Here is a 22,344-nt window from a genome sequence, read left to right as displayed (position 1 = left end):
AGTTTCTGGCACTTGTGGGTACAGCTCTCCTAATTGCTCCTTGTGACTGTGAGAATCAGTATATGTACAGTCGTAGTGATGAGTGAGCCCTCGTTTTGGGATAAGGTCATATTTCTCCGAAGGCTGATGAATGTATGTCTAGTTTCTTTCAGTAGTGCCTTGCGGAGCTGTTCTGTTTCGTATTTGGTAAAAGCCAAGATTGAATCTTTCAAAAATATGACCGTTTTGGTCCTTTTGGTCATATTATATCATGCTACTTTTTATTTTGCAAGAGGTGCAAGAAAAAAACATACTCATTTTAACAGAAAAATCGGCTCGGTTTAACGCAATGCTTCATGATAATACTGCACCCACTAAATGGAAAATTGCCCCTCTATTAAATAGTTTCTGTTAAAATTAGGGTTATTTACCAGAGTTCCATCGTGATTTAGAATTACGGTGGAATTTTTGTTGGCTCAATGGTCAATATAGTTGTGGTAGAAAAAGAACTTACAGACAAAAAGTAAAAAAAGTAGAGCATATTTTACTAAAATCTGTTAAAATAGAATTGCTTAGAAAGTTGAAACGGAGGACAAAATATGCTCTACAAGTATTTTGTCAGCGATATGTGAAAACCATTTGCAAACATTGGCTCGGTATTGTTCTCGGTATTGAGGGTATTGAAATAGTTTTCTATACCAATCACCAACAGCAAAATCAAGGTTCTCAAAAGAAATGCTTAAGGCTATAGAAATTTCAAGCGATTTCGCAATCACATTTTACATATGTTTTCCAACAAACATATATATTCTACAATAAAACAAGCGACAGTTTAATTCTCTGCCGCTTGTAAGTACACTTTATTCTATTTTTCGGGTTACCCCAACTATTGATATTGAGCCAAAATAATTTTAGTTTTTCATATGGTTGAATGTTGGAACAATTTCAGCAATTAGCTTATCTATGCCGTCCTTATCATTTTTGAGGGCTACCTTTTTTAGCTCAATAAGTTTTTCATGAAATTTTTCTGTATCAAGCTCTATTGGCTTGCCAATGAAGATTTTTTTGTTTGCAGTCTTTTTCATACCCTCTTCATTAAGAAGGATTTCTTCATATAGTTTTTCGCCTGGTCGCAGACCAGTAAACTCAATCGGAATATCTTCATATGGCTTAAAGCCCGAGAGGCGAATTAGATTTTCTGCAAGGGTCAAAATCTTAACAGGCTCTCCCATATCAAGTATGAAGATTTCTCCGCCCTTAGCAAGTCCTCCTGCGGTTAAGACAAGAGAAACAGCCTCTGGAATAGTCATAAAGAAACGAATAATATCAGGGTGAGTAACTGTAACAGGACCACCTTCCTGAATTTGTTCCTTGAAAAGTGGAATAACAGAACCATTAGAGCCAAGGACATTACCAAAACGAACAGCAACAAATTTAGTTTCACTTTGCTTATCCATAGTTTGAACTATCATTTCACAGATACGCTTTGTCGCACCCATAATATTTGTAGGGTTTACGGCCTTATCTGTTGAAATCTGAACAAATTTTTTGACATGGTATTTATCCGCAAGCAATACAAGATTTAATGTTCCGAAAACATTATTTTTTACTGCTTCTTCTGGAGTTGTTTCCATAAGAGGAACATGCTTATGTGCTGCAGCATGGAAAATAACATCAATTTTATTTTGGCTGAAAAGGTAATCGAGCTTGCGTTTATCACGAACAGAAGCTATTTGTGTATCAAGATTTAACTTTTCGTGATATTGACGAATAAGTTCTTGCTGAATTTCATAGGCATTATTTTCATAAATATCAAGTATGATGAGCTTTTTAGGAGAAAGCTTTGCTATCTGACGGCAAAGTTCAGAACCGATTGAACCGCCACCGCCTGTTACAAGAACAGTTTGTCCAGTAATATAAGCACCATATTTTTCGGTATCGAAGACAATAGGTTCTCTGCCAAGCAAGTCCTCTACTTCTACCTGTCTGATTTTTGATGTTACTGATGCACCATCTTTGATAAGGCCATATACATTTGGAATAATCTTTACTTCAAGGTGAGTCTTTGCACAAATATCAAGTATGCGTTTCTTATCTGCAAGGTTTATCTGTGAGATTGTGAAAAGGATAACTTCAATATCCTCACGCTCACATATTTCTGGAATATCATATGTTGAACCTTCTATTTTGACACCGCCGATTCTGCGTCCGATTTTTTCGGGGTCGTCATCGACTAAGCATATAGGAACATATTCATTCTCGGGTGATTTGGCAAGTTCACTTAGAACAGTTGCGGCACCTTCACCACCGCCAACAATCAGAAGTCTTCGCCGATTTTTATTACTGGTGTTTTTTCGCTCAATGATTTTATTAAGTCGATAAACCAATCTAAATATAAATGTAAGAAAGGTTGAGAGGAGCGACATTATAATGTAGATTCTTGCACCATAATTTAATCGGTTTTCGTCTGTGCCAATTATCATTGTAAATGACATAAAGACAAGGTTAGCTGTTAAGGAGGCTATGCCTGCATAAAAGAAATCCTCTATATCCGCATATCGCCACATCTTATCATAAAGCCTGAAACATAGAAATACAGCTGTAAATATAATATTTATAAAGAGGAGTCCCCACATAAAGGGTTCTTCCCAGCCCTTTAAAACGAAGCTGCTTTTGTTGACTACGAATGATATATAGTAAGAAACATTCCAAAGACAGAAGTCACATAGAAATAGCAAAAGCTTTCTATGTGTTTTGAGCTTTTTATATAGTTTATTCATTTTTTATCCTTACTGCGAAAGAATGAATATCTTTCAACTATTTGGTTTTAATTTATCTTAAAAAGTGTAAACTTGAAACTTTACGCTACTTAATAGAAGTATATAACGAATCTGTGCAAAATTCAATACTTTTACAATAATTACAAGTTAAATCAAGATTTTAATATACTTTATAGAATTAAAATATTCATTAGCTATTATATAATTAAAAATGAGAATGGACTACCATTCACCACTACGATTTTTTGTAAGCTACTTAAAAATTTCACTCAAGCTTTTTTAAGCTATTAATTGATATAGATTTTATGCCTTGAATAATTTTCAGAAATTATTTTGATTTATTGAAAGTTTTGTCTGTTTACTTTTTATGTCGGATATTGTATAATAACATATTAGAATTTTATGAAGTTACATATATATTGTGCCACTGTGTCTTGATTTATTACCTTGGCCTGGAAGGGGAATGAAGCAAAATAATGATGAAAATAGGTTTGGATATAGGTTCTACAACAATTAAATGTGCTGTTCTTGACGATAATAATAAGCTTATATATAAAAGCTATGAGCGACATTATTCTCAGATAACTGAAAAAATTGCAGAAATTCTCGAAAATATCCGCAGAAATGTTAAGGGTGCAGAAAATGCTTATTTCGCAATGTCTGGTTCAGCAGGTATGGGTGTTGCTGAAAGCTGTGGAATAGATTTCGTTCAGGAAGTTTATGCAACTCGTGTTGCAGCAAACACATTTATAGAGAATACTGATGTTATTATTGAGCTTGGTGGCGAGGACGCAAAGATTCTTTTTCTTTCAGGTGGTATGGAAGTTAGAATGAATGGCTCTTGTGCTGGCGGTACAGGTGCTTTTATCGACCAAATGGCAATGCTATTAAATGTTCCTATGGACGAGCTCAATGAGCTTGCAAAGGAATGTGAAAAAACCTATACCATAGCGTCAAGATGTGGCGTTTTTGCTAAGAGTGATATTCAGCCATTACTTAATCAAGGTGCTAAAAAGAGTGATATTGCAAAAAGTATATTTGTGGCAGTTGTTAATCAGACTATTGCAGGTCTTGCACAGGGCAGAGAAATTGCAGGAAAGATTGTATATCTCGGAGGCCCGTTGACATTTTTGCCTGAGCTTAGAAAGAGCTTTGATGAAACTCTGAAAACAACAGGTATCTGTCCAGAAGATTCGCTCTATTATGTTGCTATGGGAGCGGCTTTGTGTGCAGATGAAAGAATAAATTTTGATGAGATTATCGAAAAGGTAAAGCATTATAGAGGAAGCGGAAACTTTGCTTTTAATAAGCCTTTATTTGAAAATGAAAAGGAACTTGAAGAATTTAAGGCAAGACACGCAAAGGCAACTGTCGCAATAGGTGAACTTAAAGGCTACACTGGCAAGGCATATATAGGAATAGACGCTGGTTCTACTACCCTTAAAGCAACTGTTATTTCTGAAGATAAGAAAATTCTTTTCTCGCAATATCAATCTAATAGCGGTAATCCTGTTCCTATTGTTAAGGAAATTCTTGAAAAGATTTACGATATTAACCCAGATATAAATATAGTTTCTTCTGCCGTAACTGGATATGGCGAGGAAATTATCAAAAATGCTTTCGGAATAGATATAGGTGTTGTTGAAACAATAGCCCATCTGACAGCCGCAAAGAACTTTATGCCTGATGTTGAATTTATTATTGACATAGGCGGTCAGGATATTAAATGTTTTAAAATTCATAATGGTGCAATCGACAATATTTTCTTGAATGAGGCTTGCTCATCGGGCTGTGGTTCATTCTTGCAGACCTTTGCAAATGCTCTTGGGTATTCTGTTGAGGAATTTTCTAAGCTTGGACTACTTGCAAAGCAGCCTGTTGACCTCGGTTCTCGCTGTACTGTCTTTATGAATTCATCAGTTAAACAAGCACAGAAGGACGGTGCAACAATAGAGGATATTTCTGCGGGTTTGTCAATTAGTGTTGTTAAAAATGCACTCTATAAGGTTATAAGAACTTCATCGGCGAGCGAGCTTGGAAAGAAAATTGTCGTTCAAGGCGGAACATTTCTCAATGATGCGGTTCTTAGAGTATTTGAGAAAGAAACAGGCAGAGAGGTTATCCGCCCTTGTATTTCCGGTCTTATGGGTGCTTATGGTGCGGCTCTCTATGCTATGAATAAATGCAAGGGTGAGGGAAAAAGCACTATTATAAAGCGTGAGGCTCTAAATGGCTTCTTCCATAAGATTGTTACCACCAATTGCGGACTTTGTAACAATAACTGCCGTCTTACTGTTAATACTTTTAGCGATGGCAAAAGATATATTGCAGGAAACCGCTGTGAGCGACCTATAACTAAAAAATCCCCTGATAATAGCTTTAACATCTATGAATATAAGAGAAATCTTCTTGATAGCTATAAGCCTGTAAAAGGCTCGAGAGGAAAAATTGGTATCCCTATGGGACTCAATATGTTTGAACTTCTTCCTTTTTGGCATACTTTCTTTACAAAGCTTGGTTTTGAGGTGGTTCGTTCCCCATATTCAACAAGAAAGCTTTATTTGAGTGGTCAGCATACTATTCCAAGTGATACTGTTTGCTTCCCTGCAAAGCTTATGCATGGTCATGTTCAGTGGTTAATTGATAATGGAATAAAGACAATATTCTATCCTTGTATGTCATATAACTTTGATGAGCATATGGGCGACAACCACTATAACTGCCCTGTTGTTGCGTATTATCCTGAGGTTATTCATGCAAATGTCCGAGATATAGAAAAGGTAACTTTCTTCTATGAATATTTGGGAATACACAGAAGAAAGGAATTTCCTTATAAGATGCATGAGCATCTCGAAAAGTATTTCGGAAAAATTGATGTTAAGGAGGTTAAGGCGGCGGCGAGAGCGGCTTATGACGAATATGAAAGCTATCTTGCAAAAATTCGTACATATGGCGAGGATATTATAAAAAGGGCAGAGAAAGAAAATAAGCCGATATTTGTCTTGTGTGGCAGACCTTATCACGCTGACCCTGAAATAAATCATGGAATTGACAGAATGATTGCAAGCTTTAATGTTGCGATAATTTCTGAAGATGTAGTAAGTAACAAGGTTGATAAGTTCCCGACAACCGTTCTTAACCAATGGACATATCATTCAAGACTTTATTCTGCGGCAAAGTATGTTTCTACAAAGCCTAATATGAATCTTGTTCAGCTTGTTTCATTTGGCTGCGGTGTTGATGCTATTACAACCGATGAGGTTCGTGGAATATTGGAACAAAAGGGTAAGATTTATACACAGATTAAGATTGACGAAATCACCAATTTGGGTGCAGTTAAAATCCGAATCAGAAGCCTTTTAGCTACGTTAGATGAGAGTTAAAATATTTTTATACAGATAACGGCTTAATGTAAGATTTTGGAGTTAAATCGGAATTTATAGAGAAAATCAAACAGCTAGGAGAGCATTTATTTATGAATAGTTTTACATATGCATTGGAACAAAGAAATCTGGAAGAATTAAGAAAGTATCCTAAGGCAGACTTGCACAATCATTTTGTGCTTGGTGGAAATAGAATGTTCATATATCAGAAAACTTGTAAAAAAATTGAGCCATTAGTTAATCCTTTGTCATCAATGGATGAGATGAATCAATGGAGTCAAAAATATATTGATCAAGATTTTAATAGCACTGCGATGAGAAAATTTTTAATCAGAGCAACCTTTGAACAAGCCAAGGAAGATGGAGTAACTGTGCTTGAAATTGGTGAAGATGTGTGGGGATTAAATGAATTTTTTAATAATGATATTGATGAGTTGGTTAATGCTTTTACAAGTGCTCAAAAAGAAATCGCTCCCGATATAGAATTAAGGCTCCAAATTGGATTATCAAGACATTGTCCAATCAGTTATTTAGAAGATTGTTTATCGCATTTTTGGGGAAATAAGAATTTTTATTCTATTGATTTGTACGGTGATGAATTAGCACAACCTATCGAAAATTTTAAAGGAATTTATCGGCGTGCAAAAAAAGAAGGATTAAGGCTAAAAGCGCATGTTGGAGAATGGGGGACTGCTAAAGACGTAAGAACAGCAGTAGAGGAATTAGAACTTGATGAGGTTCAACATGGGATAGCAGCAGTCAGCGATGAATCAGTAATCCGCTTTTTGGCAGATAATAAAATCAGATTAAATATTACACCAACAAGTAATATTTTACTTGGAAGGGTTGCAGATATGTCTATGCATCCGATTGGAAAACTGTATCGTAGTGGTGTTGATGTTACTATAAATTCTGATGATGTATTAATATTTGATTCAGATGTATCCAAAGAATATCTACGGCTTTATGAGTCCCAGTGCTTAACTGCAGAAGAATTAGAAAACATAAGAAAAAATGGACTGAAACCTATAATTGTATAGACAAATTCCGGTTTATCTGATTGGGAATAAATTAAAATATATTTTGAAAGTAAGTTATCACAGAAAGGAATGGTAATATAGAATGGCGAAACTTGTTTATGATAAAGACGGCAGACTTATTTTTACTAAGGAAATGAAAAAGGAATATACCATACTTTTGCCGATGATGGCGAAAATTCATTTCTCGCTGATTAGAAATGTTTTTACTCAGTATGGTTATAAGAATGTTTTGCTTGAGGACGACGGACCTGAAATAGCACAGGTTGGCTTGAAGTATGTACATAATGATACTTGCTATCCGGCATTGCTTGTTATCGGACAGTTTATTCACGCACTTCAAAGCGGAAAATATGATGTAAATAAAACTGCTCTTATGATTACACAAACAGGCGGTGGCTGTCGTGCGTCTAATTATATTCATCTTTTGAGAAAGGCTCTGAAAAAAGCTGGTTTTGAGAATGTTCCTGTTATTTCTCTCAATGTTTCTGGTTTGGAGAAGAACAGCGGATTTTCTCTTACTGTTCCTATGATTAGAAAAGCTCTTGCTGGTCTTGTTTATGGTGATGCTCTTATGCTTTTTAATAACCAGACAAAGGCTTATGAAATAAACAAAGGTGAAAGCGATGCTTTGGTTGAGCAGTGGATTCAAAGACTTTCTGATGAAATGGAAAAAGGCAACGGTTATTCATCATCACATATCAAAAGAAATCTTGATAAAATGGGTGAAGAATTTGCTCAGATTTCGCTTAATAAGGTTAAGAAGATTAAGGTTGGAATAGTTGGAGAAATTTATGTTAAATACTCTCCGCTCGGAAACAATCATCTTGAGGATTTTTTGCTTGAACAGGGCTGTGAGGTTAATATTCCAGGCATTATGGGATTTGCGTTATTTAAGGTTGATAACAGGCTTGAAGACCATAAGCTCTATGGTGGAAATAAAATAAAATTTAATGTTCTTAGTGAGGTTATGAAATACCTTACAAAGATGGAAGGCTATGTCATAGAAAGTGCAAAGAATCATGGCTTCCATGCACCTGCAAGCTACGCGGAAACAAAAGAAATGGTTAAAGGCTTGATTGGATATGGCAATAAAATGGGCGAGGGCTGGCTATTAACAGCGGAAATGGTTGAGCTTATAGAAAGTGGCTATGAAAATGTTGTTTGTACTCAGCCTTTTGGCTGCTTACCAAACCATATTTGTGCAAAGGGAATGGTTAGTGCCATTAAGAGAAAGAATGAAAAGGCTAATATTGTTTCAATAGACTATGACCCAGGTGCACCAAGAGTTAATCAGGAGAACAGAATTAAGCTTATGCTTGCGGTTGCGAAGGAAAATATAAAAGCTGAGGAAAAAGAAAAAGCAAAGGCTGCCAAGCAAGCTGTAACAAAATAATCTATAAACAAATCCACCGACAAGGCTCTTAGGCTTTATCGGTGGATTTGTTATTTATTTAAAAATTTTATTCTTTTTTAAGAAGTCTTTTATAGAGCAATTCTATAAAAAATGCTCCAAGTGGTGCAGTAATTAGTATTGAAAGTACTGCAACCGTCAGAACTATATTTCCGCAAGAAAGTCCCATTGTCAAAGGAATATAACCTATTGCTGCCTGAACTGTTGCTTTTGGGCAGTAAGCTATCATACAGAATATTCTTTCTTTTTTGTTTAGCTTTGTTTTTATAAGGCATATAAGTACACCAATCATTCTGAATACTAATACTCCAAAGATAAGTAAGATTGCCATAATTCCTGCTGAGAAAGCATATTTTATATCAACTGTTGCACCAACGAGTACGAATAACATAAGTTCAGCGGCAACCCATAGCTTTGAGAATTTTGTGGATATTCGTTTAGATGCGTCTGAACGGATTTTTTGTAGAGAAATTCCAATACTCATTATAGCAATTAGTCCTGAAATTGGAACGATTCCTTTAAGGCTATTTTCTAATGTGACAAGCAGAAATGATATACTCAAAATTATAATTACTTTGATTGAATCTCTCATATGTACTTTTTTAAAGAAAAAGCCGAGGAGTATTCCTATTAAGATACCAAGTCCTATTCCTAAAATTATAGAAATTGGTACTTGTATAAGGCTTATCGGAGAAAAGCTTTCTCCTTGTGCAAGTCCTGTGAAAGATGTGAAAAGTACAATTACAAATACATCGTCAACAGAAGCTCCAGCCATTATCATTTGTGGGATACTTTTATCCTTGCCATAGCCAGTTTCGATTAATTTTAGCATTTTTGGAACTATAACCGCTGGTGAAACTGCAGCTACAACTGTACCCATAATTAAGGCATCAAGTATTGATATGCCTAAAAGCGGTGGTGCAAGCAGAACCATTCCTATAATCTCAAAGCAAGCTGGCACAAAGCACATTAGAATAGCCGGTCTGCCTACTTTTTTAAGGGAATTTATATCGAGATTAAGTCCTGCACGAGTGAGTATGATTATCAATGCTATTTGGCGTAAATCTGATGAGATTGAAAGAACAGATTGGTCTATAAGATTTAGTGTGTGTGGACCTAAAATTATTCCTGTGATAATCATACCAAGGAGTGGCGGAAGCTTGATTTTTTGAAAAATTGAACCAAGCAGAAGTCCGCATAAAAAGATGAGAGCTAAACTTGTAAGCATAAAAAACCTCCAAAAATTTTATTTTAGGGAACAAAAAAAGCCAATGACTCTGCAAAATGCAGAAGTCATTAGCTTAATAAGCGGTTTTGGCAAAGCCAAGGGAGAACCTCATTCCCTTTATTGAGTTTATTTTAGCATAGGTTTTTAAAATTGTCAAATGCTTATATTATGGTTTAGGTTCTCCACAAGAACAAGTTGTTACATAATTATAGTTTATTTTTCCACATTTTGGACAAGTCCATATATTGGTGCTGACCACTGGTGCAGTTTGTTGATTAAGGGTTGTAGCATTTTCTGATGATTTTTTAGAAGTTTTATTATTAGTTTGTGCATTATTATAGCTAATTTGATTCATAAGTCTATAAACCATCATAGTTGTTTCTTCTGATGCTCTTGCGATACAAGCGAGGGCAGAAAATTCTACTTTTATAAAAATAGATGAAACAATCAGTGAAATACATGATGCCCAGTTAAATGAATACTCAACCCTTGAATAATAAGAACCGCTAGAGTTTGCTACTTGAAAGGCAAAACCAGATATAATGCCTAAAACTATACCTATTATCAGTATTACTGTACCTATAACATTTATTGTGTCTGAATTTCTATGGCTATCATTCATTAAAATTACCTTCTTTTCATGTTATTTTTGTGTTATGTGACTATAAATTTATTGGTTACAATATACCATATATATTTGTTGATGTCAAGTATATATAAAAAATAATTTGAAAGTCTTTATATTTTGATATATTTTAGATAATTATATCAAAAAAGAGCCATCACAAATGATTTTCTCATTGTGATAGCTCTTAAGATTTTAAAATGCTTTATCTTGGTTCTTTAGTCGAAAGGAATTTTAGCTCCTTATTATAGAGAGTAACAAAGAAAATAACCGAAACTATAATTGATAGAATTTCTGCAAGTGGGAAAGCGAGCCATACATATGTTACACCAAAGAATGAAAGAACATATGCTATTGGAAGAATAAGACAAAGTTGTCTGAGCAGGGAAATTATAAGTGAACGAATGCCTCTGCCAACTGCTTGGAACACTGTTGAGAACATTATGCCGACTGCCGCAGGCAAGAAACATAGGCTAATTAATCTTAGTGCAGGTATTCCTATTGCGTACATATCATCTGTTGCATTGAACATTGCTAAAAGCTCTCTCGGGAATATTTGAAAAATTATAAGCCCTATACCCATAATTACTAAAGCTATGAAAAGTGAATATTTCAAGGATTTCATAAGCCTGTCTTTATTCTTTGCTCCGTAATTATAGCCCATAATAGGCATAACACCATGTGTTAAACCGAAAACTGGCATAAATATGAATGATTGAAGTTTATAATATACACCGAGAACATTAACAGCAGTGATGGAAAAACCTGTGAGGATTAGATTTAGTCCAAAAATCATAAATGAGCCTATGCTCTGCATAACGATTGAAGGCAATCCAACTCTATATACATCAATAATAACTTTCCAATCTATTTTTTTGAAAAAGCTGAAATCGACTTTTATACCATTTTTTCTGATGAAAAGTACAAGAAGTGCAAAAATCATTGAGAAAATTTGTCCTATAATGGTAGCAATAGCTGCACCCTTAACACCTAAATCAAAGGTAAAGATAAAAATAGGGTCAAGTATAATATTTGTAATCGCACCTACAAGCTGAAATGCCATAGGAAAGACTGTGTTTCCTGTGCCTTGTAATGTTTTTTCTATATTTACCTCTACGAAAATGCCAATAGAAAAGATAAATACAATGCTGAGATATTCAACACTATATTGATATGTTTCTGGGTCGTTTGTGAAAACGGAAATCAGTGGGTGTACTGCGAAAATTCCCAAGAACAAGAATATAAGCCAAGAAAAAATTCCGAGCATAAGGCTATATGTTGCTGTTTTATCTGCCTCCTGCTTTCTGCCCTCACCAAGTCGCCTTGAAACAAGAGAATTGATTCCTATACCAGTGCCGACGGCAACGCTTGTCATAAGGAACTGCATAGGAAATGCAAGATTTACAGCACCGAGAGCGGCTTCACCCTTCATAGAAACAAAAATACTGTCTACAATATTATACAATGCTTGGACTAGCATCGAAAACATAGCAGGCAGTGCCATAGACATGATGAGTCTGAAAAGAGGTGCTGTACCCATTTTATTTTGCTTTAATTCATTTGTGTTTTCCATTACTTCTCCTTTTTATTTTTTAAATTTTTATAATCCTCGACAATTATACAACTTTAAAATTCGCATTTCAACCATAGTATATGATATATTAGTACAAAAAGATGGTAAAAGTCAAAAATTAGTTATTTTATATGAAGCGACTTAAAATTTGATAAAAAAACTAATTAAAATGTCAAAATTATATTGAAAAATAAGAATAAAAATGATATAATTTGATTATATGTTGAAGGCTTCAATATATAACCCTGATGAAAGGAAAATTCTCAAAACGGAGAATACCACTCAATTATGGCTGATAAAGTTAAAGAATTTTTCGTTAATAACCCTAAATATAATGAAGATAAAGATTTTGAAGCTTATTCTTCAATGACTCTTGCAATCAATTTGTTATTTATTGTTAATGTTTTACTTCATTCTGTATATCTTGTAGGCTTTTCTTTGGTAGGAATTCAAGAGCTTGCTATAGTAGAAATAATTGATGTCACACTCTATGCCGCAGGAGTTATATTTATTAAATATGTAAAATGGTCATGGATTCCTTGCTTGGCATATACTATACTTGAAACCTTTTCGCACCAAATTATGTGTTTATTGCTCTTTGGTAAGGAAACAGGCTTTGAATTTTTATTTATACCTATAATTATAATTGTTATGTTTATAGATGCAAATAATAGAGTGCTTGCTTATGTCAGAGATATAATTGTAATTCTTGCGTGTTTTGTTTTTGTATTTTTTTCAATAGTTATGAGAGATTATACTCCAGGATATACTATTATACATATCCCTGATTGGTTTGAACTTTCTCTTTTTATACTTAATTCTCTTGCAAGCTTTCTTATTATGGGTGTTTTTACACACAAGATATTTCTTTCTCTTGAAAAGCTTAGAAAATCACTTAATTCTAAGGTTGACCAAAAAGAAAATCAAATTGATACCTTGCAAAATAAAATTATAATTAGCTTTGCTGATATTATAGAGGCTCGTGATGGCAGCACAGGTCAGCATGTTAAGCGTACAAGTGAATATGTAGAAGCTATCTTATATGAGCTGAAAAGAGAAGAAGATTTTGATGATATTCTTACACCTGATTATATGCATAATATAATTCTTTCTGCTCCACTTCATGATATTGGCAAGATTACTATTCCCGATGCTATATTAAAAAAGCCAGGAAGACTTACTGACGAGGAATTTAATATTATAAAAATGCACACTGTCAACGGAAAGATGTTGCTTGAGAAATCTTTGAGTGACCTTGAGGATGAGGCATTTCTTAATATTGCAAAGGGTGTTGCGGCATATCATCACGAGTGCTGGGACGGTTCTGGCTATCCTTATGGGCTTCGTGGTGCAGAGATTCCGCTTGCGGCAAGAATTATGACAATAGCTGATGTGTTTGATGCTATTGTCTCTAAGAGATGCTATAAAGAGGCTATAAACTTTGATGAGGCTTTTGACTTGATAAAGCAACAGCGGGGCAAGAAATTTGACCCTGTTATAACTGATGCCTTTCTTGAGATAAGAAAGCAAATAGAAGTTATAGCAAGAAATTATAGATAATTGCCATTTTATGAGCGTTGACAACTTTAAAAATAAGTGTTAGAATTATTAAAATAAATTGTTTATAAGAAAATGAATGGAGTGACGCACTTCTTGTCGCTCCATTTTTTGTGCTATATTGTGATTTTTGCATAGTAAAAAGTTTTTGCTATGTCTTATGTCATTGGAGGAATGAAAAATGCCTATAAAAATACAGAGTGAACTGCCAGCTTATGAAGAATTGATTTCTGAAAATATCTTTGTTATGACTATGGATAGAGCAAGCACACAAAACATAAGACCTATTCGTATAGCTATACTTAATCTTATGCCAACAAAAATAGAAACTGAAACTCAACTGCTGAGATTGCTTGGCAATAGTCCATTACAAGTAGATATTGAATTGATGCAGGTTGCATCTCATGTTCACAAAAATACTCCACAAGAACATCTTACTAATTTCTACAAGACTTTTTCAGAGTTGAAAAATGAATATTTTGATGGAATGATTATCACTGGTGCACCAGTAGAAAAGCTTCCTTTCGAGGAGGTTGATTATTGGGAAGAACTTTGTGATATTATGGAATGGTCGAAAACCCATGTTTTTAGTACACTTCATATATGTTGGGGTGCACAGGCAGGGCTTTATTATCACTACGGTATACCAAAGTATGAATTTGATGAGAAGCTTTCTGGCGTTTATAAGCATAAGGTTACAGAAGTTTTTCATCCTCTTATGAGAGGTTTTGATGATAGATTCCTTATTCCACATTCAAGATATACAGGTGTACACCGTTCTGATATAAGAAAGCATAAAGAGCTTATTATTCTTGCCTCATCTACTCTTGCAGGTGCAGCTATTATTGCAAGCAGAGATTTTAGAAGGGTATTTATACTTGGCCACGCAGAATATGACAGAAACACTCTTGCTAACGAATATTTCAGAGATTTAAAGCGTGGTTTAAGGCCAGAAATACCTTATAATTATTTTCCTGCTGATGATACTTCAGCATTGCCACCTATTACTTGGAGAAGTAATGCAACACTTTTCTATACTAACTGGCTTAATAATGTATATCAGGAAACACCTTATAAGCTTGAAGATATTAAAAATATTCCAGTTGGAATTTATGAGTAAATAGTATATTTATAAAACTGCTTAACTGACTTTGAGTTGAGCAGTTTTTCTTTTGCTTGACTAATGCGAACTAATGTTCTATAATTAAATTAATGGAGAAAATTATTGAAAGGGTGAAAGAATGGATAAAATTATTATATCTTTAGATGATTTAAGCGATAGACAGCGTGAAATTGCGGAGGTTATAGGAATAGAAAACTATATTAAGCTTTCAAAACGCTTTGGCGGTGAAGATTCTGTTTATATACAAAAATATTCTGAGATTATCAAGAGTGTGCGTAATAAGGAAATTCGTAAAAAATATAATGATGGACATAATATTTCAGAGCTTGCCAAAATTTATAATCTTTCAGAAAGATATATTCGCAAGTTGTGCCATAATAAAACTTGAGCGGAATACTTTCTTAGAAATAATTCCACTTTAATATTTCTACACAAATAGTGTATCATTAAATTGTAAGGTTTAGTGATACACTTTTTGCGTTTACTAAGGAGGAAATATGAAATTAAGTATTACAAGAGGTACAACAATGTCGTTTCTTCTTACTATTCAAAATGATGATGGAACGATATATTACCTTAAAGACGGAGAAAAACTTATTTTTGGAGTAAAATTTGATATAGAAAGTGATGAGTATCTTATAAAAAAGATAATTATAGCAGAAAACAGAGAAGAAAATGGCTACTTGATTTCTCTTAAGCCTGAGGATACTCAAAAACTGGAATTTAAGGATTATCGCTATGATATAGGCTTGCAAACTAATGATGGAGATTATTATATGCTTGTTTTATGCAGTCCCTTTGTTGTTAATAAGGCTGTTACAGCTAAGGAGTGATTTTTTTGATAGGTATAATAAAAAAGCAAGAAAAAATCTTTGGTAATCTTGAAAAATTGAATGAGAAAATTGTATATAAAAGTGACCATAGAATAGTAAACACGAATTTACTAAATAGAATTATAAAAACAAAAGTAAATACAACACAAATTGTGTATGAAAAATGAGGTTGAAAAATGAGTTATATCAATAAAACGGTAAGCATAAACGGAACAGAAAAGGATTTTATCAAAGCATTTGCGAATGAATTAACATCAGCAGATAGCAGAATTACTTGCGAAACAGATATTGACGCAGAGTTTGCTAATGAAGATTCATCTCATATCATTACTATAATTTTTGATGTGAATAATTGCTATAAGATAAAGCTTATAAGAGCCGTGGCGATTAATAGGGCGACTTATCAATATAATATACAGACAGTAGTCAATAATGTGGATAAATCAAGTGCAAGTTTGTATTTTTTAAGTACTATGAAAACAGTAACAGATATAGCGACGAGAACATTTAACTTTATGTTAATTTCAAACGATAACACAGTAGTAATGTTGTTTGGTGATTATAATCAATCTCTGCCGAATGTTTATAAGTACAATTTAATGTCATATCACGAGCAGGACTTTAATGTTATAGCTTATAATTTAAATAGTATAGCAAGCAAAGCGGAGTATATTCGTACAGATGAAAATCATCAGGGCGAAACTTATAAAATAACTAATCGCTTGCTTTATAGTCGAGATGAAGATGTAGAAATTATAGAAAGTAAACCGCTTGTGCAAAATAATATTGCAGTACACGATATGAAAAGCGTGTATGATTGCTCGAATGTTCTTGCTGGAAATATCCTTTCGTTTGAGGATAATAGGTATTTTAGTATAGATACTAACACTTTAATTAAGATTTAAGCTATATAAAAATGGACGGGCTAAATGCTCGTCCATTTTGCTTATAAATATTAAAATTGATTATTCTACACCAAAGAAATGCTCTGCATATCTTACAGTTTCCATAGCGTCCTTTGCGTAGTAGTCAGCACCAATCATATCTGCATATTCTTGTGTTAAAACAGCACCACCGACAACAACCTTGCACTGAGGGCGTTTCTCACGAAGTTGCTTTATAGTTTCTTCCATACTTGGAACAGTAGTAGTCATCAATGCACTAAGTCCTACAAGGTCGATTTCTTCTTTGATTGCTGTTTCACAGACTAATTCAGGCGGAACATCTTTTCCGAGGTCGATTACTTCATAACCATAGTTCTCTAAAAGTACTTTTACTATATTCTTGCCTATATCGTGAATATCTCCCTTGACAGTTGCAAGAATAATTCTTCCCTTAGAAGCCTCGCCATTGCTTGCCATAGATGCTTTAACAACATCAAAGCTTGACTTTGATGCTTCCGCACTCATAAGTAACTGTGGCAAAAATACGGTCTTTTCCTCAAAGCCCTTTCCAACAATATCAAGTGCTGGAATAATTTGTGTATCAATCAAGTCGAGCGGTGAAACTGTTTTGAGCATTTCAGCAGTTATGGCAGCGGCTTGTTCCTTTAATCCCTTGATGATGGCTTTTTTAAGTGGCTCATCATCGTTGCTTTCAAGCTTTGTGCCTGTTGCAGAGGTAGTGGTTACTGTCTGAGTAACAACAGTAGAGCAGAAATTGATATAATCAGTGCAGTTATCATCACGATTAGTAAGAGCGTTAAAGCAATAATATACTTTCATCATTTCTTGCGAATATGGATTCATAATTGCACAGTTAAGACCATTCTGCAAAGCCATTGCAAAGAAGGTTGATGTTACAAACTCTCTATTAGGCAAGCCAAAAGAAATATTTGAAACACCAAGACTTGTCTTTATTCCCATATTGCTTAATCTCTTGACTGTTTCAAGGGTTATATTAGCACTGTTTGTATCGCTTGAAATTGTCATTGCAAGAGGGTCAACAACAATGTCTTTTTTATCTATACCGTATTCTTTGGCAGTTTTTATGATTTTTTCTGCAATCTTTATTCTGCCTTCAATAGTTTCAGGAATACCGTCTTCATCAATCGTAAGAGCAATAAGTGTGCCACCATATTTTTTGATAAGTGGGAAAACATCTTTCATATTCTTTTTTTTGCCATTTACAGAATTGACAAGCGGTTTACCATTATATAATCTCATGGACTGTTCCATAGCTTCAATATCGACTGTATCAATCTGAAGTGGCAAGTCGATAACACTTTGAAGCTCAAATACAGCATTCTTAATCATTTCGACTTCATCAATTTCGGGCAGGCCAACATTAACATCAAGAATTTGTACGCCTTTTTCTTGTTGTGCGATTCCCTCATTGAGAATGTAGTCCATATTATTTTGACGAAGTGCTTCCTTAAATTTAGATTTACCCGTTGGATTTATTCTTTCGCCGATAAGTATAGGAGATGGGCCAATCTCAACTGCGTGAGTATATGAAGAAACAAGGGTGGTATTTTTGGGAACAATAGGTTGTGGTTTTAAGGATTTAGTTTTTTCAATAGTTTTGCGGATAAATTCTGGAGTAGTTCCGCAACAGCCACCTAAAATTCTTGCACCGCTTTCTGCAATCTCAACCATAATATCCGAAAATTCATCAGCATCAACATCATAAACAGTTTTGCCGTTTTCGCTTCTCGGAAGTCCGGCATTAGGGTTGACAATTACAGGAATACTTGCTTCTTTTGTGAGCATAGGAACAATTTTTTTCATCTGTTCAGGACCAAGTGAGCAGTTAAGGCCTAAAGCGTCAACGCCTAAGCCCTCCAAAATTGCTACCATACATTTAGGATTAGCACCAGTCATAAGCTTTGCGTTTTCATCATAAACGGTTGTAACGAAAATCGGTAAATCAGAATTTTCCTTAGCCGCCAATACAGCCGCCTTTGTTTCGTAGGAATCATTCATAGTTTCAATAAGAATTAAATCTACATTGAGCTTTGAACCGATTTTTACTGTTTCTGCGAAGATTTCAACAGCCTTTTCAAAATCGAGGTCACCAAGAGGTTTGAGCATTTTTCCGATAGGACCTATATCAAGAGCAATATAAGCATTTTCAAAGCCATCTCTTGCTTTATCAGCATTCTCGACAGCTTTTGTTATAATTTCCTCAAGATTATCAAATTTAAGGCGGTTAGCACCGAAAGTATTTGTCTTGATTATATTAGCACCAGCCTCAAAATATGAGCGGTGAATATCTGTGATTATTTCTGGGTGTAGAATATTCCATGTTTCTGGAAGTTCACCTGGTTGTAAGCCACGCTCTTGAAGAAGTGTTCCCATACCTCCATCAAAGTATACAATTTGATTTTTTATAAGTTCTTTGATATTCATTTAAAGCACCCTTTACTTTCTATATTCGCAGTCTGTTTTTTCACAGCTTACACAGCCTGTACGACATTTTGTGGGAAAGTCGCTTATTCCTACAATGGCAGTAACTGATTTAACAGGCGTCATCATAAGATTATCTGTTATATTAAGACCTATTTTTCGGCTTGTATCGAGAAATTCGAGAATCTGTGGCTGAAATTCAAGCGGAAAATCTCCATAGCCACAGCTAAACCTTGGACGAAGAAATTTACCATTCTGTGAGCTTAAATCTGCAAGCATTTTGTTGAGCATATCGCAAAAATCTTCAATAGATGCTGAGCCGATAGCGTCTGTTACTATTCCTTTGAGAGCAGAAAGCTTATTATGTTTCATAATTAATCTTTCAGCCATAGAACCTGTTGTAGTGGCAAATATATATGCACTCTCACAACCACGAAGATTTATAGTCAGAGAATGGCTTTTAACCTGCATAAATCCGAAATCTATAATTTCGTTTTGCTCATCAACAGAAATATCAACCTTTGCGTAGCAGGCCCTATAATTTACATATTTATTAAATTCGTTTACACACTCATCTATGAGAGCAGTGACTTCATCACTTGGATAAACTCTACCATAGCCGAGGTAACGATAGATTTCTTTTTTTGTAATATTGACTTCCTGAGAATTTAGAGAATAAGTATATATCATTTTGAAATTCACCATAAATTCATATAGATTTTAGAATATTATATCATTATGAGAATAGCCCGTCAACCAAGTTATTTGACACTGTTTTTATTATAATATATAATGAAAATAGTAGATTACATTTTAGCTGATGCACTTATTTTAGACAGATAAAAGTTTCGGTGGCGAGCCGCCACTGTCAAGACGCGGAATCGCTCGACAAGTCTCGCTCGTAGTGTATTAAATAAAATAATTGCCGCGGTCGAGGAAATTTCCAATGAACTGTCGTTTAGCTAATGAACTTACCTTAGACAGATAAAAGTTTCACTCGAGCCTTTTTAAAGGCTCGCAGGGTTGAGGAACGGAGTCCCTCATGGGTGTTAAGGGCAACGCCCTTAACATTCTTTGCTCTTGAGCGGCGGACTTTGTCCGCCACTTAATTTCTTATGTCAGCAACATTAGTTATAATAGCGAACCAAGTTAGATTTTAAGTGCGAAATTTATTCGCACACAAGGAAGATAATATGAGTATTACTGATGAAAAAATATTATATAGAGAAATAGATAATAATGCAGAGCTTTTGCGAATTTTTTCAATCTGCGGAGATATAATACTGCCTGAAAATATAGATAATAAAAAGCTTATCGGAATAGGAGCATATGCCTTTGCAGAAGAAGGTTCGTGGAATCGTGTTTGTAAGAAATATAATGATGTTATAGCTTGCGGAGAATCATCTTACCCTGCGATTTGTACCAATGAACTTACAAGTATAGCATTGCCAAGTTCTATTGAATATATCAGTGATTATGCTTTTTATAATTGCAGAAATTTAAGAGAAATATCTCTTTTCGGAGGAGTTCAGAACATAGGTGGCGGAGCGTTTATGAATTGTGGAAAGCTTTCTAAAATTACACTTAGAACGAATCGGAATGAGCATACTTGCCTTAATAAATTACTTTCTGAACTAACTAAAAAGCAATATCTGACTATTATTTTTACGGATACTAATGAAAAAGCTGTTATGCTTATGCCTGAATATTTTGAGGAATCCATAGAAAATGGGCCAGCGAGAATTTTTGAACATTTTACAAGGGGTAGTGGTTTTCGTTATAGGCAATGCGTAAGCAATGGATTGATAAATTTTGCAGAATATGATTCGTGCTTTAAATTTGCGGTGATTGATGAAAACGAGGAAATATGTTCAGAAATTGCAATTCTGAGGTTGATGTATCCAACAGAACTTTCTACTGAGGCTAAATCGACTTATATAGCTTACCTTTCGGAGAATATTTCTATTGTGCTAAATCGTAAAATCAAGAATGGAAATTATGATGCTGTGGTATTTTTGTGCGAAACAATTAAACCTGATGAAGATATTCTTGAAAATGCTATTCTTACAGCAAGAAATAAACAGAAAACAGAAATTCTTGGATATTTGATGAATATCAAAAATGAGCATTTCGGAAAAAGCAGACGCAGACGCTTTGAATTATAGGGGCAGCATTATGAGTGATGAATATACAAAAGCGATAGAAACTTCCAAAACCAAGCTATATATAGCTATGAGATTTTTAGGGCTTGCACTCGGAAGTCTTACTCTTGAGGAAAATGATAAGCTTTCAAGCTGTGCAACAGATGGCTTTAAATTCTATTACAATAAGGATTATATAGAAATTTCTAAGGGTATAGCCTTAAATAGGGCATATCTTCATTCCGTTTTGCATTGCCTTTATCGTCATATTATAATGAGAAATTCAAGGGATAAACTCCTTTGGGATATTTCTTGCGATATTGCCACAGAACATATTATAGATTCTATTATGAATAAGTATGTTCAAAGACATCAATCACACGAAAGAGCAACAGTTTATGCCTTGCTTCGTGCGAAAAAATCATCTTTTACAGCTCAATCTGTTTATACAGTTTTAAGTAGCCAACAATTTGATGAGCAGACTTTGATGTCTATTTCGCAAGAATTTTATATTGATGACCATTCTTTGTGGTGTGATGAAAACGCGCCTAAACAAAAAATCGAAAGCCTTATGCAAAAATGGGGAAAAATAGGCGAACATACAGATTCAGAGGCACAGACCTTTGCAAGAGAAAGTGCGGAATCAGCTGAGGAACTTATTGATGTACTTAATCTTGCAAACAGAAATGATAAAAGCTATTCGGAACTTTTGAAAAAATTTTCTATCAGGCAAGAAATTTTAAAACCTGATGAGGATAGCATAAATACTTCCTTTTATATGTACGGATTTTCGCTTTACGGCAATCTTGCTTTGATTGAACCACAAGAAACAAAAGAGGAAAAGAAAATCCGAACCTTTGCAATAGTCATAGATACTTCAATGTCCTGTTCAGAGGAGGTAATCAGAAGTTTTTTGACCGAAACCTATGAGATATTGGTTTCAGATGAGCTTGCACCAAACGCAAATGTTCGTATAATTCAATGCGATGATGGGGTTCGTTCGGATATGGTTTTACGCTCAACGGCTGATATAAAGAGATTATCTGAAACTTTTACAGTAAAAGGCAGAGGTGGAACAGATTTTCGCCCAGCTTTTCAGTATATAAATGATTTAATTGACAAAGGAGAGTTAAAGGGTTTAAGAGGAGTTTTTCTTTTTACGGACGGAGATGGAATTTTTCCGAAAAAGCGTCCTAAATATGATACAGCCTTTGTTTTCCCGAATGAAGAATATCCCGAAGAAAAAATTCCGTCTTGGGGCATACGCTGTGTTATGGAGTGATATAGTCAAGGTTTATATTTCAGGGACCCCCTGCGAGGGTTC

General features: G+C 34.6%; 16 protein-coding genes and 1 riboswitch. Of the genes, 10 read left to right on the top strand and 6 right to left on the bottom strand.

The window, feature by feature from the left end; all coding sequences use genetic code 11:
- Positions 1–890 precede the first annotated feature (890 nt).
- Entirely contained in the window at positions 891–2,759 is a 1,869-nt protein-coding gene (locus C9914_RS03345; RefSeq protein ID WP_106763386.1) for a polysaccharide biosynthesis protein, read from the bottom strand.
- Positions 2,760–3,238: 479 nt separating this feature from the next.
- On the opposite strand from C9914_RS03345, the gene C9914_RS03340 reads away from it, so the two are divergent.
- The 3 genes from C9914_RS03340 to C9914_RS03330 all read left to right on the top strand — a co-directional run bounded on the left by C9914_RS03340 (position 3,239) and on the right by C9914_RS03330 (position 8,575).
- Positions 3,239–6,142, top strand: a complete 2,904-nt coding sequence (locus C9914_RS03340) for an acyl-CoA dehydratase activase-related protein (protein ID WP_106763892.1) — start codon at positions 3,239–3,241, stop codon at positions 6,140–6,142.
- A gap of 92 nt (positions 6,143–6,234) precedes the next feature.
- Positions 6,235–7,182 carry an adenosine deaminase gene (locus C9914_RS03335; protein ID WP_015522610.1) on the top strand — a complete coding sequence of 316 codons (948 nt, stop codon included), beginning with the start codon at positions 6,235–6,237 and terminating at the stop codon, positions 7,180–7,182.
- An 82-nt stretch (positions 7,183–7,264) separates the two neighbouring features.
- Positions 7,265–8,575, top strand: a complete 1,311-nt coding sequence (locus C9914_RS03330; RefSeq protein WP_106763384.1) for a 2-hydroxyacyl-CoA dehydratase — start codon at positions 7,265–7,267, stop codon at positions 8,573–8,575.
- A gap of 67 nt (positions 8,576–8,642) precedes the next feature.
- Here the strand turns inward: C9914_RS03330 and C9914_RS03325 are convergent, their stop codons facing one another.
- From C9914_RS03325 to C9914_RS03315, 3 genes are all read right to left on the bottom strand, one after another.
- On the bottom strand, positions 8,643–9,821 hold the full coding sequence (locus tag C9914_RS03325; protein WP_106763382.1) for a cation:proton antiporter: 1,179 nt from the start codon (positions 9,819–9,821) through the stop codon (positions 8,643–8,645).
- 52 nt (positions 9,822–9,873) lie between these two features.
- Positions 9,874–9,946: riboswitch (Fluoride riboswitch) on the bottom strand.
- Positions 9,947–9,987: 41 nt separating this feature from the next.
- A complete protein-coding gene (locus C9914_RS03320; protein WP_106763380.1) occupies positions 9,988–10,443 on the bottom strand; it encodes a hypothetical protein in 456 nt (151 codons plus the stop codon).
- A 208-nt stretch (positions 10,444–10,651) separates the two neighbouring features.
- Positions 10,652–12,019: an MATE family efflux transporter gene (locus C9914_RS03315; protein ID WP_106763378.1), complete on the bottom strand. Its 1,368-nt coding sequence runs from the start codon at positions 12,017–12,019 to the stop codon at positions 10,652–10,654.
- 288 nt (positions 12,020–12,307) lie between these two features.
- Between C9914_RS03315 and C9914_RS03310 the strand changes: the two genes are divergently transcribed.
- The 5 genes from C9914_RS03310 (at position 12,308) to C9914_RS03290 (ending at position 16,437) form a co-directional block, all read left to right on the top strand.
- Positions 12,308–13,579 carry an HD-GYP domain-containing protein gene (locus C9914_RS03310; RefSeq protein WP_106763376.1) on the top strand — a complete coding sequence of 424 codons (1,272 nt, stop codon included), beginning with the start codon at positions 12,308–12,310 and terminating at the stop codon, positions 13,577–13,579.
- Between the two features lie 178 nt (positions 13,580–13,757).
- On the top strand, positions 13,758–14,696 hold the full coding sequence (gene metA / locus C9914_RS03305; RefSeq protein ID WP_106763374.1) for a homoserine O-acetyltransferase MetA: 939 nt from the start codon (positions 13,758–13,760) through the stop codon (positions 14,694–14,696).
- Between the two features lie 121 nt (positions 14,697–14,817).
- Positions 14,818–15,087, top strand: coding sequence for a Mor transcription activator family protein (locus C9914_RS03300; protein WP_106763372.1), 270 nt, complete (start codon positions 14,818–14,820; stop codon positions 15,085–15,087).
- Positions 15,088–15,196: 109 nt separating this feature from the next.
- Entirely contained in the window at positions 15,197–15,532 is a 336-nt protein-coding gene (locus C9914_RS03295; protein WP_106763370.1) for a hypothetical protein, read from the top strand.
- A gap of 176 nt (positions 15,533–15,708) precedes the next feature.
- Complete coding sequence (locus tag C9914_RS03290; RefSeq protein WP_106763369.1) at positions 15,709–16,437, top strand: hypothetical protein; 729 nt, start codon at positions 15,709–15,711, stop codon at positions 16,435–16,437.
- A 60-nt stretch (positions 16,438–16,497) separates the two neighbouring features.
- Here C9914_RS03290 and C9914_RS03285 read toward each other — a convergent pair whose 3' ends face one another.
- Complete coding sequence (locus C9914_RS03285; protein ID WP_106763367.1) at positions 16,498–18,882, bottom strand: homocysteine S-methyltransferase family protein; 2,385 nt, start codon at positions 18,880–18,882, stop codon at positions 16,498–16,500.
- Positions 18,883–18,894: 12 nt separating this feature from the next.
- Positions 18,895–19,569: a vitamin B12 dependent-methionine synthase activation domain-containing protein gene (locus C9914_RS03280; protein WP_158707322.1), complete on the bottom strand. Its 675-nt coding sequence runs from the start codon at positions 19,567–19,569 to the stop codon at positions 18,895–18,897.
- A 503-nt stretch (positions 19,570–20,072) separates the two neighbouring features.
- Between C9914_RS03280 and C9914_RS03275 the strand changes: the two genes are divergently transcribed.
- The gene (locus tag C9914_RS03275) at positions 20,073–21,044 is read left to right on the top strand and encodes a leucine-rich repeat protein (protein ID WP_106763364.1); all 972 of its coding nucleotides are present in this window, start codon (positions 20,073–20,075) and stop codon (positions 21,042–21,044) included.
- Positions 21,001–22,302 carry a vWA domain-containing protein gene (locus C9914_RS03270; protein ID WP_106763363.1) on the top strand — a complete coding sequence of 434 codons (1,302 nt, stop codon included), beginning with the start codon at positions 21,001–21,003 and terminating at the stop codon, positions 22,300–22,302. The genes C9914_RS03275 and C9914_RS03270 overlap by 44 nt, the downstream gene beginning before the upstream one ends.
- Positions 22,303–22,344 lie beyond the last annotated feature (42 nt).

It is taken from the genome of Pseudoruminococcus massiliensis, from assembly GCF_900291955.1.
GTDB lineage: Bacteria > Bacillota > Clostridia > Oscillospirales > Acutalibacteraceae > Pseudoruminococcus > Pseudoruminococcus massiliensis.
The sequence above is the reverse complement of the archived record's forward strand: the minus strand, read 5'-3'. Positions and strand labels throughout refer to the sequence as shown.